Raw genomic sequence first — 1379 nt, 5'->3', positions numbered from 1 at the left:
GGGTGTGGACGCGACTGAGCCCCCACCCGGGCCCCGGTGGGGGCCCGAGCAGGGGCTCGGTCGTTCAGTTCTGTGCGGTTGCCGGGATCATCCTCGAGAGGTGCCCGGCGGGCTCACCCGAAGGGTCAGCCGAGGACGCGGCGGAGGCCGATCCCGTCGCCGGAGAGGGTCTCGTTGTCGCCGGCAGCGAAGTCCTTGCCGCCGACCACAGCGCTGTTGTCGTTGTACGTCCAGGTCCGCTGCGCGACGAAGGCGACGTCGGAGGCCTCACCGAAGTAGGCCTGCTGGGGGGTCGCCAGCGTGCCGACGGGTGCCGACGGGCTGGTCGGCTTGACCTCCGACAGCTCGTCCGAGAACAGGTAGAGGTTGCCACGCTTGATGGCCAGCTGGTCCTTGCCGTCCGAGTTCTCGCCGGAGGTCTTGACCTTCGGGCCGACAACGGTCTTGTTGTCAGCGGCGTACTGCTTCGACTCGTCCTTGCCCTCGCCCGTGGTGGACGCCACGTCGGTCGCCCAGACCGGGGCCTTGGCCCAGTCGCCGGCCAGGTAGCTGTCGTCGGAGTTGCCGTAGTAGAAGTGGTACTCCGCGTCGCCCGTCACCAGGTCGTTCTTCACGTAGAAGTGGTTGGCACGACGCACCATCAGCGTGTCAGTGGTAGCGGTCGCCTCGGTGATGGTGGTGCCGGCCCAGCTGCCCGCCAGCGTGTCGGTCTTGTCGCCGTCACCGTTGATGTCGCCGCCAGCACCGTCCCAGTTTCCGACCATGACGTTGTCGTCGTCGTTGCCGTAGTGGAAGTCCTGGGTGGAGTAGCCGGTCTTCAGGTCGTTGCGGATGAGGTAGTGGTTCTTCCGCCGCACGGCCAGCGTGTCCACGCCGTCACCGTTCCAGTCGCCGACCAGGATGGTGTCGCCCTTGTCGCCGTAGACGAAGATCTCGTCGTTGGTGCCCCGGATGATGAACGAGTTGCCGCGGCGAACCAGCGCCTCGTCGACCTGCTCCGCCGCCGGGTAGACGCCCGCAACGGGCGTGCCCTCGGGGGCGAAGTTGCCGAAGTAGACCTCGTCGTTCGGGTTGCCGTAGGCGAAGGCGTAGACCGGCTGGCCGGTGTTGTTGCCGGCACCCGTCAGGTAGTAGCCGTTGCCCGAACCGCCCACCGGGTTGCCCTGCGCGGCAGCCGGCGAGATCGCGGTGGCGAGAATGCCAGCCGACAGCCCCGCGGTCAGGATGCCGACCGAAAGTGCACGCTTGCTCATGGATCCTCCATCAGTCGCGCCCGGAGTTGGGCGACGATTGCGCCCTGTGTTGGGCGACTGACGCAAAGTTAGCAGCCGGCCGAGCGATGGCAAGCACGTCGCACGGCAACTCCTGTCGTCACGGAG

Annotated in this window: 1 protein-coding gene; it reads right to left on the bottom strand. The window is 67.4% G+C overall.

What is annotated here, in order from left to right:
* Nucleotides 1–125: 125 nt before the first annotated feature.
* Complete coding sequence (locus GCU56_RS22920) at nt 126–1253, bottom strand: hypothetical protein (RefSeq protein ID WP_163484493.1); 1128 nt, start codon at nt 1251–1253, stop codon at nt 126–128.
* Nucleotides 1254–1379: the final 126 nt, after the last annotated feature.

This window comes from Geodermatophilus sabuli, assembly GCF_010686765.1.
Classification (GTDB): Bacteria; Actinomycetota; Actinomycetes; order Mycobacteriales; family Geodermatophilaceae; genus Geodermatophilus; species Geodermatophilus sabuli_A.
The sequence above is the reverse complement of the archived record's forward strand: the minus strand, read 5'-3'. Positions and strand labels throughout refer to the sequence as shown.